Source organism: Microcoleus sp. PH2017_12_PCY_D_A (assembly GCF_020738565.1).
Taxonomy (GTDB): Bacteria; Cyanobacteriota; Cyanobacteriia; order Cyanobacteriales; family Microcoleaceae; genus Microcoleus.
In genome coordinates, this window is record NZ_JAEQCI010000061.1 from 34,697 (window position 1) to 50,456 (window position 15,760).

At 46.6% G+C, this 15,760-nt stretch carries 12 protein-coding genes; 7 read left to right on the plus strand and 5 right to left on the minus strand.

Translation table 11 applies throughout. The features are described 5' to 3' along the window. Positions 1–31 precede the first annotated feature (31 nt). A complete protein-coding gene (locus tag JGK39_RS18625) occupies positions 32–658 on the plus strand; it encodes a flavin prenyltransferase UbiX (RefSeq protein ID WP_293255364.1) in 627 nt (208 codons plus the stop codon). Between the two features lie 56 nt (positions 659–714). On the opposite strand, the gene JGK39_RS18630 is transcribed toward JGK39_RS18625, so the two are convergent. Continuing rightward, the gene (locus JGK39_RS18630; protein ID WP_293255367.1) at positions 715–885 is read right to left on the minus strand and encodes a hypothetical protein; all 171 of its coding nucleotides are present in this window, start codon (positions 883–885) and stop codon (positions 715–717) included. 23 nt (positions 886–908) lie between these two features. Between JGK39_RS18630 and JGK39_RS18635 the strand changes: the two genes are divergently transcribed. After that, positions 909–1,781, plus strand: a complete 873-nt coding sequence (locus JGK39_RS18635; protein ID WP_293255370.1) for a LapA family protein — start codon at positions 909–911, stop codon at positions 1,779–1,781. A 22-nt stretch (positions 1,782–1,803) separates the two neighbouring features. Then, entirely contained in the window at positions 1,804–2,418 is a 615-nt protein-coding gene (locus JGK39_RS18640) for a shikimate kinase (RefSeq protein ID WP_293255373.1), read from the plus strand. 1,364 nt (positions 2,419–3,782) lie between these two features. Here the strand turns inward: JGK39_RS18640 and JGK39_RS18645 are convergent. Beyond that, a complete protein-coding gene (locus tag JGK39_RS18645; RefSeq protein WP_293255376.1) occupies positions 3,783–4,226 on the minus strand; it encodes a hypothetical protein in 444 nt (147 codons plus the stop codon). Between the two features lie 597 nt (positions 4,227–4,823). Then, on the minus strand, positions 4,824–5,228 hold the full coding sequence (locus JGK39_RS18650) for an NIL domain-containing protein (RefSeq protein WP_293149705.1): 405 nt from the start codon (positions 5,226–5,228) through the stop codon (positions 4,824–4,826). 177 nt (positions 5,229–5,405) lie between these two features. Between JGK39_RS18650 and JGK39_RS18655 the strand changes: the two genes are divergently transcribed. The 3 genes from JGK39_RS18655 to JGK39_RS18665 all read left to right on the plus strand — a co-directional run bounded on the left by JGK39_RS18655 (position 5,406) and on the right by JGK39_RS18665 (position 11,484). Further along, complete coding sequence (locus tag JGK39_RS18655; protein WP_293255379.1) at positions 5,406–6,008, plus strand: thioredoxin family protein; 603 nt, start codon at positions 5,406–5,408, stop codon at positions 6,006–6,008. A 697-nt stretch (positions 6,009–6,705) separates the two neighbouring features. Next, positions 6,706–9,924, plus strand: coding sequence for an efflux RND transporter permease subunit (locus JGK39_RS18660; RefSeq protein WP_293255389.1), 3,219 nt, complete (start codon positions 6,706–6,708; stop codon positions 9,922–9,924). Positions 9,925–10,410: 486 nt separating this feature from the next. Then, complete coding sequence (locus JGK39_RS18665) at positions 10,411–11,484, plus strand: hypothetical protein (protein WP_293255393.1); 1,074 nt, start codon at positions 10,411–10,413, stop codon at positions 11,482–11,484. Between the two features lie 258 nt (positions 11,485–11,742). Here the strand turns inward: JGK39_RS18665 and JGK39_RS18670 are convergent, their stop codons facing one another. After that, a complete protein-coding gene (locus JGK39_RS18670) occupies positions 11,743–11,895 on the minus strand; it encodes a hypothetical protein (RefSeq protein WP_293255396.1) in 153 nt (50 codons plus the stop codon). A 58-nt stretch (positions 11,896–11,953) separates the two neighbouring features. Between JGK39_RS18670 and JGK39_RS18675 the strand changes: the two genes are divergently transcribed. Further along, positions 11,954–13,126, plus strand: a complete 1,173-nt coding sequence (locus JGK39_RS18675; protein WP_293255399.1) for a TRC40/GET3/ArsA family transport-energizing ATPase — start codon at positions 11,954–11,956, stop codon at positions 13,124–13,126. A gap of 198 nt (positions 13,127–13,324) precedes the next feature. Here the strand turns inward: JGK39_RS18675 and JGK39_RS18680 are convergent, their stop codons facing one another. Beyond that, entirely contained in the window at positions 13,325–15,634 is a 2,310-nt protein-coding gene (locus JGK39_RS18680; RefSeq protein ID WP_293255402.1) for a DNA phosphorothioation-associated putative methyltransferase, read from the minus strand. Positions 15,635–15,760: the final 126 nt, after the last annotated feature.

The following is a 15,760-nucleotide window of genomic DNA, read 5'->3' on the forward strand; positions in this document are numbered from 1 at the left end:
CTTCTTGCCTCATACTTATTCGTGAAAAATAATGACAAATAACTACCCGCTGATTGTAGGAGTGACTGGAGCATCGGGACTGATTTACGCCGTGCGAACATTAAAATATTTGTTGGAGGACGATCGCCCCGTCGAACTGGTAGCATCAAAATCTACCTACATCGTTTGGCAAAGCGAACAGAACATCCGAATGCCCGCAGAACCGACTCTGCAAGAAGAATTCTGGCGAGAACAAGCAGGAGTACCCAATTCTGGCAAACTCCGGTGCCATCCCTGGCAGGATGTTGGTGCTAATATTGCTAGCGGCTCCTTCCGCACCCAAGGGATGATGATTATTCCCTGTAGCATGAGTACACTAGGCAAGTTGGCGGCTGGCTTGAGCTCGGATTTGCTCGAAAGAGCGGCCGACGTTCAGCTCAAGGAAGGGAGAAAATTGGTAATTGTACCTAGAGAAACCCCTTTTAGTTTGATTCACCTGCGGAATTTGACTACCTTAGCAGAAGCTGGAGCTAGAATTGTGCCTGCGATTCCCGCTTGGTATCACAATCCTCAAACTATTGAAGATTTGGTAGACTTTGTGGTGGCTCGCGCTTTAGATCAGTTGGGGATTGATTGCGTTCCTCTCAAACGCTGGAAGGAAGACGAAGGGAGTCATTAGTCATTAGTCAAGAGTCATTAGTCATCAGTCATTGGTTAGTTGTTATTGGTTAGTTGTTATTGGTTAGTTGGCAGATTAATTAGCAATGCCCTGCGCGGGCCTTCTTCCCAATGCCCTCTCTGCCCAATGCTTTCTCTGCCCCATGCCCGATGCCCTGTTTGGCCGATTACCAATTCCCGATGCCCTGTTTGGCCGATGCCCTGTTTGGCCGATGCCCAATTCCCCATTCTCCATTCCCAATATTATTGATATGCGTCCTGTATTATTGCTAGTGATTGTGGTAGGGCTAACTATTTTTGCCTTACAAAATGTGGAGCCGGCTTTATCGCTGGTATTTTTGGGAATTCGATCGCCCGCTTTACCCTTATCTATCTGGATTTTGCTCAGCATGGGGACGGGAGTTGTCACATCTTTATTGATTTCTGCTTTGCTCTCCTTCTCAAATTACCTATCTCAAACACGAGATCGCAGCGGCCGCGACATTCGCAGCCGTGAGGCTGTCTCACCAGACAAGAGAACAGCTTACGCGCCTCCTCCCCCTCCCAGAAAACAGGAGATTGACCCCGATTTTGAGACGGTAAATAGCCAAACTTCCTATCGAACTGAGTACGGGACACCGGCAGGTTACACTCCGCAGACTTTCCAACAAGAAACTCCAAACCCTCCTGTTGCCAAGAATTACAATCAACCGACAATTATTCAAGCCGCAGATGATGAAGATGATTGGGTTTCTGATGGCTCAAAATCAGGCTCTGGCGGCAGCGATGACGATTGGGGGGACGATCGCGATTTTCCGGCCGGGCCTCCGTTAAATGACGTTCCAGCGGCAAATCCGAGGGCTTACGAAACTAAACAGGAACCGAAAAGCAAATCTTGGGCGGGCTCGGTATACTCTTACGGCTATCGAGATCCCAGCCAGTCGGGAGTGGGACAAACTGAGTCTGTCTACGATGCAGAGTATCGAGTGCTGGTTCCCCCGCAAGAGCCCATACCTCCAGGGGGTGGCGTCCAAGTCCCCCAAAATCCTAGTGCAGACACAGAGGATGATTGGGGATTGGATGAGGATGATGTATTTGATGAGGACGATCGCCCCAGCGGCGGCCCGATTAACCTGAAAAAATAGCAAAATATTGGAGGATTTGGCGGTGGATTTGTTGAGGGGAGTTAATATCTATCTCGTCGGGATGATGGGTGCGGGAAAAACTACGGTGGGGCGGATTTTGGCAAGGGAATTCAAATACCGTTTTTTTGATACGGATGAATTAATTGTGCGAGTTGCTCATCAGTCAATTGCTGAGATTTTCGATCGCGAAGGGGAAGAGGCTTTTCGGGAATTAGAAACGAAAGTCCTGGGCGAATTGGCTGCTTATCAAAATTCGATCGTGGCTACGGGCGGCGGTATTGTTGCCCGATCGACAAATTGGGGTAACATGCATTACGGTATCGTGGTGTGGCTGGATGTGCCTGTAGACCAATTGTACGATCGGCTGCGATCGGACAGCACTCGGCCCCTACTGCGGGAGGGAGACCTCAAATCTAAGCTGCAAAGCCTTTTGAGCGAACGAGAGCGTTTCTACGCTCAAGCAGATGTCCGAGTTGGCATTTCAGGAGGCGAAAGGCCTGAAGAAGTGGCGCGTCGGGCGATCGAGGAAATCAAAAAAGTTCTAGAGGAAGGAAGAAGGAAGAAGGAAGAAGGAAGAAGGAAGAAGGAAGAGGAAAGTCGGAACAAGGAAGAAGAAAGCAACGGTTTCGACAATTAAAAACGTCCTAACCGTCTGGCTCGGTTGCTCGATCGGATCTAAAACAGAGTCTGATATCAATTGAGACAGTCATAAAGCAGATTTCTGGGAAAATAGCCGATTTTTGATGACTTGTGAATACCGTAAAAATACTTATTTCTGGGTGAGTGTGTCGGTTTTACCACCGAATATTTGCGAATCAACCGGGTTTGAATGAATGTGGCGCGTAAGTTTTATCAGAAAATTGGGTTGAAAACCCCCGTCCTTTTAGGACGGCTTTAATTTCTTAGCTCCATTCCTAAAAACTGGGATTTTGCTTGTATTTGCTTGTATTTGTAGTATACTTTGGTAGTCAAGGTTAAACTCCTTTGCCCGAAGTGAAATGGTTGAGACACACTTTTCGGCATAAACTGTTGGACGCAGAGCAGCGAAAACTCTTAAAACAGCTAGAGAATCAACGTATTCTTTTTACCAGAAAACAAATAATTCAGTTCGTTTGTTAGGTAGGGTAGGGCATACCCAAACTCTAGGTTAGTATCCTAGTACGCTTTTGGAGATAGACCCTCTGGGGTTGCTGTGAGTTAAGCTCGTCAATTGGTACTTTTGTACGGTTGAAAGGTTTAAGAATTGCCATCAGGACATAGCGCTTAAAGGTCAGTCGATGAATTAAGAATCCCCATGCCTTTAGGCTGGGGAGTGTCAATAAGTGTGAGGATTAAGCGATGGAGCTTTTGTGCAAAAACTCATGGCAGACTCGTCTGATGCGTTAAAGTCGCTATTGAGTTCTCTCTAAAAATAAAATGGCCCCACCGCGGTCGGGCTGTAGGGCGCAAGGACAGTTAAACGCTAACCTCATTGTCGGAAAATTTAGCTTCGATGCTATCCTCCTATGTGACGATTTCCCGATCGTCCATTGACTCATCAATTCTCTCGTATCAAAAAATGTAACCCAAGATCGATCGAATTCAACCTGTCCTATTCTAAAAACAATACCTCATGCATTCTGACGAGCAGCTCCCTAAAGCTGCTTTTTTATTGGGATTTAGTTTTTGGCTGCCGGATTTACTCGATTTTGGGAATAAGATTTTGAACAACTGTCGCTACACATCGATAGTGCCATAGCGGTTTTTAGTTGCACTCCAGGTTCCTCCGTAATGGGGAATTGGGAATTGGTAATAGGTAATTGGTAATAGGTAATTGGTAATCGGTCATTGGGAAGCTGTACCTCAGGTTGAAAACTGCTAGTAAGGCGCGAAAGCCTTAGTCGGGGGGCGGTGGGGTATTGAAAAAACCGATAGGTATTTATTGATGAGCGATCGGAGAGTTGGCGGCTAAATATCCGTTGCGAGCGGTAGAATTTTGTTGGGTGAATTGCCCGTTCCCCATTAAGGCAATACTAGCCTGCCTGTTCTTGACAAAAACTCGATCGTTCCGCCCAACCCCACACCGGTTAAAGAAATAGTAGCTAATATCGCAAAAGTCCGCCATCTTTGATGACCAAATAGTTGAATATCCAGTCTTGCCAAAGCTCCGGCTGAAGTCAAAACTAAAACCGTCACAAAAAGGTGCATCCAGGTAACAACTATAACTGCCAAAAAAGCTCCTACAATAATCGAAATAAAAGCCCCAGCATCACTCGAAATCCAGCGCATCAGCCATTTTCTTGTGTCCTTCAGCGGGAACGACAAGGCAATGGCTAACACTAAAATGGCAGCTACGGCGAAAAACCAAGTCAGGTGCGGGGGAATATCAAATTCAGATAATTTCCAGCCAAAAATGAAATAAGTAACAAAAAGTAGAGTCAAGGAAAACCAAGAGTTTCTTTTCATCAGAAAATTGGGTAGAAACCCCGTCCTTCTAAGACGGCTTTACATTGTTGTGGACTTGAGATTAAAATTAAGGCAGCCACCTTGACCTTAAAAGTTGGGTGAAACACCCTGTTGGCGGGACAGCTTAGTTAAAAGACGACGGCTCGAAACGATCCGTTTGGTGCGTAGCACTCTAGCCCCAGCCCCCACAAATAATGACTTTGAGTGAGTGCAGCAAAAATATTTACAAGTAGCCTGAATGGTGACAACGCCGGACAGAGTAGTGGCAATTGGCACGCCTATCGCCAGACACGCTCTTATCGAGTAACTACGGTCTTGGGAGTTTGGGTACGAGCAATGTCCAACGGTGGATAACTCCTTTTAAAGAATCCTCAAGCTGCAAGGCAGAGGAGTAGTCAACCGACATACAAATTAGGGGAACCAAGCAACATAAAGATGACCCCGCCCAAAAACCGTTACTTGCTTGCCGACACTCATCTGGGTCGATTCCAAAATTTTAGACTTTTGTTTAATCTCCCAGATTCATTTGTGGAGTAAATCTAAAATCTAAAATCTAAAATCTAAAATCGGCTGACCCCGATAAATTTGTGTGCGGGCTTAGAGGTTAGTAGAAATAGCTTGCACCGGACAAGTAGGGATGCACTGCTCGCAGACGATACAGCGCGATCGAGCAAACGTTAGTTTAAAGCTTTCCGGGTCAAGGGTCAAGGCTTCTGTCGGGCAAACCCCCGTGCACAAGCCGCAGTGAACGCAGGTATCTTCATCGATGAGAATTTCCCTGCTGGCTAGGGAAACGCCGATGTTTTGCGATCGCATCCAGTCGATCGCAGCTTCTAGTTGGTCAATGTCCCCTGATAACTCTAGCACCAGCTTGCCCACTTGATTCGGAGCCACCTGAGCGCGGATAATGTTGGCTGCAACATTAAAATCCTTGGCCAGTCGGTAAGTGACAGGCATTTGGATCGATCGTTGGGGAAACGTCAGCGTTACCCGTTTTTTCACTTTTACCTCAGTAATTTACAAACACAATCTTTCTTATCTTATTGTTTTAGCGCACTTGCTCTAATTACTGGCATCAGCCAAATTTTTGATGAGATTGGTCTGATTATCTCAAAATGTGGTATAATCTGTATCTGTTATTAAAAATAAAAACATAGAAATTAGATCCCAATTTATTTTATGAGTCTTAATTCGCCCAACTCAACTCCTGCCGCCGCCCCCAAAGATTCGGAAATAAACGCCGCCGCGCGCGTCAGAAACTTATTGATCGTATTAGCAGCGATCGCCCTTTCAGTATCTATCTTTTTGGGAGTGCGAACTCAAACGCCATCAAGCAGTCTCACCGAAATGGCAAAAGCCTCCGCACCGATAGAAACAGCCTTAACAAACGGCAAGCCAACACTCATGGAATTTTACGCTGATTGGTGCGGTAGCTGTCAAGCAATGGCCAAGGACTTAAGCGCCATCAAACAGAAATATGCCGAACCAATGAATTTTGTTATGCTGAATGTAGACAACGACAAATGGCTGCCAGAAATCACTAAATATCGAGTAGATGGGATTCCGCACTTTGTCTACTTGAACGATAAAGGCAACAGCGTTGCAGAAACGATCGGCGAAACACCGCGCAGTATTATGGAAGCTAACTTAGAGGCTTTAATTGCCGGAAAACCCTTACCTCACTCGCAATCTTCCGGTCAAGTTTCTGATTTTACTCCCCCCACAGGGCCTGTGAAAACAAGTAGTTCAGACCCGCGCGCCCACGGCTCTCAAGTACAGTAAATGAAGTTCGGCAACGGATTGTGTAACGGATGTAACGGATGTAACGGATGTAACGGATACAAGTCAAGCGTGAAGTCGGAAGAAGGAAGAAGGAAGAAGGAACAGGGAACAGGCAAGATGCCTGTTCCACAATAAATAAACAGTCTTGTGGAACAGGCATCTTGCCTGTTCCTATTTGTGATAATGCAACATACATATTTCACAACAAATAAACCTTATTGTGGAACAGGCATCTTGCCTGTTTCAGATAGTGATACCTTACAGAGATTCAACAGCACATCGCAACTTAATAGCGGTTCTCAAGCGTGGTGATGTATGCTTGCATGCCCTATGCCCTATGCCCTATGCCCTATGCCCTATGCCCTATCTCCTATGCCCACCCAGGCCAGTCGTACCTCATATGAGAGCTCGAAAGGCTATATGCCAATTTCGGTTGAGGGGGACTACCTCTAAAGGAATATTCAAGAAAACTTTATTTACATTTTATTAAAATTTATTATAATTGCAAAAAGCGGAGTGTAAATATTCGATCGCCCCCGACAAACAATAAAATGCGATGAAAAGAAGTTGGTCGCAATCCCCCGATTCATGCCTTCACAGGCCCAATGACCGGATAAACTTTTCAATCTCAAATCGAATAACCCCCAATCGTCTAATCTAAAAATCTAAAAATCTAAAATCTAAAATCTAAAATCGCATGACTTCCGACAAACCCGGATTCAGCATTAGCAGCCTCTCAATCCGCCGCCACATCGGCATCCTCATGCTGACACTAGCAATTATCATCCTAGGCTTTTTCTACATCACCCAACTGCCCGTTGACTTGCTACCCTCAATCACCTATCCCCGCATCAGCGTCCGCCTCGACGCCCCCGGAATCTCGCCAGAAGTCGCCATAGACGAAGTTACCCGCCCCCTCGAACAAGGACTTTCCGCCACCGAAGGCGTCATCCAAGTTTTCTCCCGTACCCGCGAAGGACAAGTCAGCGTCGATTTATTCTTCAAACCCGGGGGAAACATCGACCAAGCCCTCAACGACGCCACCGCCGCCGTCAACCGCATCCGCAACCGACTTCCCGACACAGTTGAATCCCCCACCCTCTTCAAAGCTGACCCTTCCCAACAACCGGTTTACGAATTTGCCCTCACTTCCAACTCCCTGCGAGGAGTTGATTTGCGCGTATTTGCCGACGAAGAATTGGCCCGCGAACTAAACGTAATTCCAGGAGTAGCAGCAGTTGACGTTGCCGGCGGCGTGCAAGAAGAAATTCAAGTAAATATTGACTTAAATCGCTTGCAATCTTTAGGGGTCAGTATTTCCGATGTTTTAAACGCCCTCGAAGCCCGCAACCTCGACACTTCCGGCGGGCGGCTGCGGCAAGAAGCGGCGGAACCTTTAACCCGCACCGTCGGGCGGTTTCGCAGCGCCAAAGAAATTCAACAAATTTCTTTTCAAGCATCGGGTTCCAATCCGCCAAAACGAGTTTTTTTGCGCGATTTTGCGAAAGTCATTGACGGGACAGAAGAAGAGCGAGTTAAAGTATTTCTCAATCAGAAACCAGCCGTAAAAATTACTGTTCAAAAACAGCCGGATGCGAATACCATCTCAGTTGTAGACGGCATCAAACAGCGCCTCGAAGAATTAAAAGCATCCGGCACAATTCCCGAAGGCACGACTATTATCAATACCTTCGACGAGTCTAAGTTTATCCGCGATTCGATTAGCAACGTTCTATTTTCCGGTTTAACCGGGGCGGTTTTAGCTGGCGCAGCAGTTTTGCTGTTCCTCGCTTCCCTGCGCCAGACTTTTATTATTGTCTTGGCAATTCCCCTCGCGAGTTTAATGGCGATTATCCTGATGGGAGTTTTTCGCCTATCTCTCAACGTTTTTAGTTTGGGCGGTTTGGCCCTGGGCGTGGGAATTGTGGTCGATAACTCGATCGTTATGCTGGAGAATATTGTCGAAGGAACCAGCAATAAAAACAGTACCAACGGCAAGCGCTTAAGCAACAAGCAGTTAATGCAGCAAGCCGAAAAAAGCAGTCAAGAATTAGAATCAGCTTTATTTGCCTCCACCATCACTAACTTAGTGGCTGTACTGCCATTTTTGCTGATCGGCGGCTTAGTTTCCTTGCTTTTCAACGAATTAATTCTCACCATCAGTTTTGCTGTCGCCGCTTCTCTGATTGTCGGGTTGACGGTTGTACCGATGATGGCTTCTCGACTGCTAGCCCTCCCGGTATCCAGCGGTTTGAGCAACTTTTGGCCGCTGCGGGCGTTCGATCGCGCTTTTACCAATGCTACCGCAGGCTACAGCAAATTTTTATCAGGGATAGTGCGCTGGCGGTTGATAATCGTCGCAGTAGCGATTATTGTATTGGGAGGCGGCAGTTGGGTGATGGCAGGTCAAATTCCCCAGGAAATCTTGCCCAGAATTAATACAGGCCAAGCCCGCTTGTTTGCGTTGTTTCCCGCCGGCACGAATTTGGAAACTAACCAAAGAGTGATGGCAGAAGCTGAGAAAATTATCCTCAGCCAACCAGAAACTCGATACACTTTGACGACGGTGGGCGGGCTGTTGTTCGGCAATAATACGATCGAGAATTTGCTCAGAGGCGGCTGCAACATTACCCTAAAACCCGGCAGCAATACCTTAGCTTATGTAGAGCGAGTGACGCAACAATTGAATAAAATTGATTTGCCTAAAAGGACTCGTTTGCGCCTGATTCCTGAAAATGTGCGCGGTTTGGTGTTGACTAATTCTCCGGTGCGCGGCGCGGAAATTGATATCCTGCTTCAGGGCGACAACGAACAATTATTGCAGCAAGCAGGCCGCGACATTTTGGCAACTTTGGATGAGAAGGTAAAATTAGCTCGTTTTCGCCCGGATGCCGATCCGCAGCAGCCGGAAGTGCAGATTCGCCCGAATTGGGAACAAGCGGAAATCTACGGGTTGAGTGCGAGGCAAATTGGCGAGTCAATTAAGACAGCAATTCAAGGTGCTGTGCCGACGCAGTTGCAGCGGGGCAACCGTTTAGTTGATGTGCGGGTACAGTTCGATCGCGCTTCTGTCAAGTCAATTTCGGAACTAAAGTTTATCCCTTTAACTGCTAGGAATAACAGCATCATCCGCTTGAGCGATGTGGCAAATATTGAAGTGGGAAAAGCGCCGGGAGAAATTCAAAGGCTCAACCAGCGCCAAGTTTTCTTGATTGCTGGGAATATTAATAGGGGCGCGAGTTTGGGTGATGCTTTGAAACAAGTAAATGCTGTTTTGGATCAGTTAAAATTGCCCCCTGGCGTGCGAATTATACCGAGTGCGGCGGCGGAAACTAACCGAGAATTGCAAAGTTCGCTGAAGATTTTGGGTTCTTTGGCGGCGTTTTTGGTGTTTGTGGTGATGGCGGTGCAGTACAATTCCCTTGTGGATCCGCTGGTGATTATGTTGACGGTGCCGCTGGCTTTGGCTGGGGGGATTTTGGGGCTGTATGCGACTAAAACTGCGATCGGCGCGACGGTGATTGTGGGCGCGATTTTGCTGGTGGGGATTGTGGTGAATAATGCGATTATTATGGTAGAATTGGCCAACCAAATTCTGGAAGATGAAAAGGTCGATCGGGCGACAGCAATTCTCAAGGCTGCACCTCAGCGCTTGCGTCCGATTTTGATGACAACTATCACCACAGTTTTGGGTTTGTTTCCCCTAGCTTTGGGAATTGGAGACGGTTCGGAATTTCTGCAACCTTTGGGGGTTGTGGTGTTTTCGGGTTTGTCCCTGGCGACGCTGCTGACGCTGTTTATTATTCCGTGTTTTTACATTTTGCTGCACGATTTCTTTGGGATGTTTGGGGCGAAGAAGCCGCAAAGGGTTGTTGCTGTTCCCGCGCCGAAGGCGGGGGGGAAGAATGCGAATTAAAAGTGTCAGCTTTTTACGCACTTCGACGCAATCCGGCAGGGGTTTAAACCCCCGCCGAGAGAGCAAAAGTCGGTTGAAACCGACTGCTGATTGTGAGGGAAAAATATTCGCGATTTTAGTCCTCTTTTAGAGGACTTTCGCTATGAGTCCGGCAGGGGTTTAAACCCCTGCCTCATAGCAAAAGTCGGTTGAAACCGACTGCGGATTGTGAGGAAAAATATTCGCGATTTTAGTTTTCTTTGAGAGGACTTTCGCTATGAGTCCGGCAGGGGTTTAAACCCCCGCCGAGAGAGCAAAAGTCGGTTAAAAACCGACTGCTGATTGTGACGGAAAGTGCGATCGACTTTAGTCCTCTTCCAGAGGACTTTCGCTATGAGACAGGGGTTTTCAACCCCTGTCGGACTGCGGCACGCGCAGACAATACCGATCGGGCATTATAATTAGTTACAAAATGATGTCAAGACCAACTAAAAACTAAATATCCTGATGCTTATTTTACCAAAATCAGAACAACAAATTGACGGTGGTTTACACCTAGCTCGCTCCAGTAATTGCGAATGGATTTTCTCCCTTCATGAAGACCAAAAAGTCACTTTACTCGATCGCAACTTCTCCCCAAAATACGAATACCAGCTTCCCGACAAAATTAGCTGTTTAGCGATCGGTCCCAAAGGCGATCGACTAGCAGCAATCATGGCAAATGGCAATCATTTAGCAATTTTGACAGCCGAAAACCAGCTAGTGTACGAACACCAGCTACCTAACCCTCCTGTTAAGTATTGGCTGGATAACAATAATGGATTTCAGGATTGCTGGTTTGATGCAGACGGCGTGCGTTTTTGGTGCATGAAATTAATTGAAGGCGAGGAAGTCGAGATTCAAATTCGCGATACCAATTCGTGGCAAATTCAGCGACAACTTTTGCTCCAAGACCCTTTTGGCTGGAGTTCCTTCTCGTTTCACCCGCACCCAGAAAATCAAATTTTAGCCCTTTGGGCTGCCGCAGGTCAAGACGGACAGCAAGTCTACTGGCTTTATGATGATGGTATCAAAATTCATGCTGTAGAGGTTGCGTGTCTGGCTGACACGAGTCCTCCAGAATTTCACCCTGCAGGTAGCGAATTCTTGGTACTCGATGATACTGAGAGAGAACTAAGTCGGTTCAGTTTTCCTGATTGCAATCTCATAGGCAAATGCCAATGGCCTTGGCCAGATTTAGACGATGGTTTTGATTACTCTATGTGCTACCTATCAGACGATCGCATTCTGATTAGCTCTAATCAAGGCAGGATGTACCTCATCGATCTCGATAGAATGCTGATATCACAGGAAGTGATTTTAATTGGTCACGAACCGCGCCCATGTCTAGAATTTTACCCTAATTTGCAAGGTTTAGAAAAAGAGATTTGTGGCGACCTGCACTATTTCTATCGTTTTGATTCAGATAGCATTCTGTCCGTTCATTCACAAGTGTTGAGTCAAGAACCTCGCTCTAAACAAAAGACATTAGTTATCTTCGGTGAAAAAGAGCTGTTTGGTTCGCTGTCGCAGGTACAATAATCCGCACCTTACAGTAAATTATTCATTCAATCTTTGGGCATTTCTTAAGGATTTCCCATTTATTAAGCTTCCGGCGCGGTGTTAGATTTCCGCGCGCTTTCCCAAAGTCCGGCGTTCGTTTCAAACCCCCGCCGAGAGAGCAAAAGTAGGTTAAAAACCGACTGCTGATTGTGACGGAAAGTGCGATCGATTTTAGTCCTCTTCCAGAGGACTTTCGCTATGAGACAGGGGTTTTCAACCCCTGTCGGACTGCGGAACTCACAAACAATACCAATACAGCATTTCATGTGAAGCGCGATCGCCCTTCACAAGATTTATCGATCGCCCCCTATCATATATCAAGCCTCTAAGGGACACCCCAGCCGACGCCCCACCACCCCACGGACTGATATTTTCTGGTCTCAGTCTCATAAAGTTACATTCCGTTACAATAGATAAGTAAAGAACTTGCAGGCGAGCTTAAGAATCAATGCGCTTAATATTAATGACCGGAAAAGGCGGCGTCGGGAAAACCTCCGTAGCCGCTGCTACAGGGCTGCGATGCGCCGAATTGGGATACAAAACCCTAGTGCTGAGCACAGATCCCGCCCACTCCTTAGCCGACAGCTTCGACATGGAGCTCGGACACGACGCCCGACTCGTAAAACCCAATTTGTGGGGAGCAGAATTGGACGCCCTCAGAGAATTAGAAGGCAACTGGGGAGCAGTCAAACGCTACATTAGTGAAGTTTTGAAAGCCCAGGGACTTGAGGGCGTACAAGCTGAAGAACTAGCCATTTTACCGGGAATGGACGAAATCTTCGGCTTGGTGCGGATGAAACGGCATTACGACGAGGGAATATATGATGTTTTAATTATCGATTCTGCTCCCACCGGCACAGCATTGCGACTGCTAAGTTTGCCAGAAGTTGGCGGCTGGTACATGAGAAAATTTTACAAGCCATTCCAAGGCATATCAGTTGCCCTCAGACCTTTAGTTGAACCAATTTTTAGACCAATTGCCGGCTTTTCTTTGCCGAACAAAGAGGTGATGGATGCACCTTACGAATTTTACGAACAAATCGAAGCTTTGGAAAAGATTTTAACTGACAATACTGTAACTTCGGTAAGGTTAATCACTAATCCCGAAAAAATGGTAATTAAAGAGTCTTTGCGCGCTCACGCTTATTTGAGTTTGTACAATGTTGCCACAGATTTAATCGTAGCCAACCGGATTATTCCCGAAGAAGTAACAGATCCATTTTTCAAGCGCTGGAAAGAAAACCAGCAGGAGTACAAGCAGGAAATTCACGATGATTTCCGGCCGCTTCCCGTGAAAGAAGTGCCGCTTTATTCTGAGGAACTGTGCGGTTTGCCAGCCTTGGAACGTTTGAAAGAAACGCTTTACAAAGATGAAGATCCCAGCCAGGTTTATTACAAAGAAAATACGATTAGGATTGTGCAGGACAACAATCAATATGTTCTAGAACTGTATTTGCCGGGAATTGCTAAGGATCAGATTCAGTTGAGCAAAACTGGTGATGAGTTGAATGTTCGGATTGGGAATCACCGCCGCAATATGGTTTTGCCGCAAGCTTTAGCGGCGCTGCAACCTTCGGGGGCGAAGATGGATGATGATTATTTGAAGATTAGGTTTGCTTAAGCTACAAGTATAGGACACGGTTTGTAGTGAGGACTTCAGTCCTTTCTTGATGAATGAAGAAGGACTAAAGTCCTCACTACGAACCTGTTTATGCCCTTTGTAGTGAGGACTTTAGTCCTCTCTGGATGGAGGAAGAAGGACTAAAGTCCTCACTCTCACTACGAACCTGAAGAAGGACTAAAGTCCTCACTACGAACCTTAGTCGGAACCTTTTTCCTCTCCGTATTCTTTCTCTTTCTCTGTGCCCTCTGCGCCCTCTGCGGTTACTTCCATCTTTCCTGCATTAACCTCAATTTTTTTCTGCTGGCGTTCCGATGCAGCTTTTTGCAGCATTTTCACCCGTTCCGGATCGGCATCCGATCGCCAAAACAACTTATGACCTTTAATCTTAACGCAATTTTCCTCCAAACACTTCACCCATTCCCGATACTTCTTAACGACGCCACCATCGAGAATCCCCAACTTTTCCTCTTGGCGGGTGAGTTTCGCAAACTTTTCGTAATGGGGATAACTAGCCGTAACAAAAGCTTCTTTTCTCACTAAAATTGGCGGGTTGTACGCCTCGGAATAGTCTTGATAGCTGACAGAAAGGTCGCGCAAATGTATGTGCATAGCCGTGTGGAGGGCTGGATGCGGGTTAGTGTCAAAATCGGGATAAAATAAATAGGAAATCTGAGGTTTGCGAGCGTGAAATTTGACGATTGTAGCGCCGTCAAGCCTGCCAATTGTGCGGTTGGCGCAGCCTTCGTAGAGGCGCAGCAAAGGGTCTAGTTCTTCTAAAAATGAGACGTGGACTGAAAGGGAACCGTGCTGTTTGTAGCCGATCGCACTATCCTCGCAACAATCCGCCACAATATCCGGTTTGCTCAGACTGTATATCATTAAATCTGCCAAAGTGCAAGCTTTTTGATAACTGTCAAACAAACCCTTGATGTCGTTGCGGATTTGAGCGGGAAGCCGGCGCATCGCAGGTCGATCGCCCAAACCGTTGAGAGCGAGATATACTAACAAATCCTGGCGGCGCTTGTCGGCGATTGTCTCCCAATCATCCGCATCCGTTGCTTGCAAAATCACCCTCCAAGCCCGGTTAAAACTGTGAAATTCCTCCTTAATCGGCGCTTCTTCGGCTAATTCGCCTTTCACCGGAAGCCGCCCCCGATCGCTCACAAAACCCATCAGAGGAGCCAGCATTTCCTCATAATCCTCAAATCGCTTGACTTGCGATCGCACTCTCGGAGTCGCTAAGTGCGATCGAAACCGAGAAGCCCGAAAACCCTCACCCTCCGCCGCATCCCGAAACACAAAATAGATTCCCAAAGCCACAGGAATCGCATCAACACTCAACACTCGATCGATATAAACCTTCAACTCTTCCTGCTCGTAATACTTCTGAAAAGTATTCCGAGAAGTAATCACCCCATCCCCGTAAGCAATTTGACCGCGATCCGGATCGTCAATCAAAACCTGAGCCGCCACCACCAATAAATTCTTAGTTAATTCCCAAGCATTCAGCAAAGCTTCCCTGCGCTGGGCCAAAGATTCAATCACATTAATTACATAACCAATATTCACAATATCCGCAGAAATTCGCGGAGTATCCGGCTGATAGTACGGATCCCAACCCGCAGCAGCATAACCTTCTTCTGCAATACATTTAACATCACCGCCGTAGCCGCAACCGTAATCAAAAAAAGTCATCCCATCAACAAACAAATCCGATTCCAAAACCAGACGCACAGGTTTAGAAATAGAGTTTCGCACCATCGCAGCTTTGTGCCGCTCAATCTTGGGAATTGATAACTCGCTATTCTCCTGTTTCAAACGCTCGACAACAGCATGATCGTGGATTTCAACACCGCAATATCCCAAATATTTGATCCAACCGTCGCGAGTGCCGATCGCGCTAGTATTGTCAAGCAGTCCCCATCCTTCTTCGCAGCGAGTCAGCCGAGCAAACTTTTCGTAATTGGGATAATCCGCAGTTACAAAAGTTTCTTTGCGGTGCAAAACCGGGGGATTTTCGCTGTTGCTGTAATCGAAATATTTAACTTCGCCTGTTGCGAGATTAATTTGAATGCTTGTTTGCAAAGCAGGGTGAGCGTCTGTATCGAAATCGGGATAAAAAAGATAAGATATTTTAGGTTGATTGAGGGAAAATTTAACTAAAGTTGCTTCCTCAATATTTTCGAGATGGCGTCGGGCACAATTTTCGTAGATTACCAGAACAGGATTGAGTCCGGACAAGGCGGAAACGTGTATGTAAAAAGCGGTAGGTAATTTTTTTCCCACCTTGCTTTCTCGACAGCAACGAGCCACTTTTTCCACAATACAATCCACCGCAACTCTCTCGTTACCAGGAAGAGCCTGGTAACGCACATCCAGAGGCTCTGCCTCTTCTTCATCTAATAACACTTCTTGAGTAAAAGCCATCAAAGGCGTTAGCAGTTCTCGATCGTTTTCTAATGGTTCGCTATCTAAAATAGTGTTTGTATTGGTATCGTAGGTCATAGCTAAATTAATTATTTTTTTTAATTAACCGCAGAGAACGCAGAGAACACAGAGTGAAGAAAGAAAGAATTTCTTAGTCCGCTTGGAGTGGACGAAAGTTTGTGTAGGCGCGATTTCACTTGCCGA